1 protein-coding gene is annotated in these 459 nt (G+C 69.9%); it reads left to right on the forward strand.

Annotation, left to right across the window (positions count from 1 at the left end):
* Positions 1-3 precede the first annotated feature (3 nt).
* Positions 4-459 (forward strand): DegT/DnrJ/EryC1/StrS family aminotransferase (locus AB4Z02_RS19065; RefSeq protein ID WP_441972936.1); only part of this gene is annotated, 456 nt, incomplete at its 3' end.

Genomic DNA, 459 nt, shown 5'->3' on the forward strand with positions numbered 1-459 from the left:
ACCATGACCGAGTTCATTCCCCCTGCCAAGCCGCTGGTCGGCGACGAGGAGCGTGAGGCGGTCGACCGCGTCCTGCGCAGCGGCATGCTTGCCCAGGGCCCGGAGGTCAAGGCCTTCGAGGAGGAGTTCTCCGCGCACTTCGGCCTCGGGCGGGCGTGTGTCGCGGTCAACTCCGGCACCTCGGGTCAGCACCTCGGGCTGCTGTCCTCCGGGGTCAAGGCGGGTGACGAGGTGATCGTGCCGTCGTTCACGTTCGCGGCGACGGCCAACTCGGTCGCGCTGACGGGGGCGACCCCGGTGTTCGCGGACATCTCGGCCGACGACTTCTGCCTGGACCCGGCTGCGGTCGAGGCCGCGGTCACGGAGAGGACGGTCGGGATCATGCCGGTCCACCTGTACGGGCACCCGGCGAAGATGGACCAGCTGATGGCCATCGCGGACAAGCACGGCCTGCAGGTC

This window comes from Pedococcus sp. 2YAF34 (assembly GCF_052114585.1).
Lineage (GTDB): Bacteria > Actinomycetota > Actinomycetes > Actinomycetales > Dermatophilaceae > Pedococcus.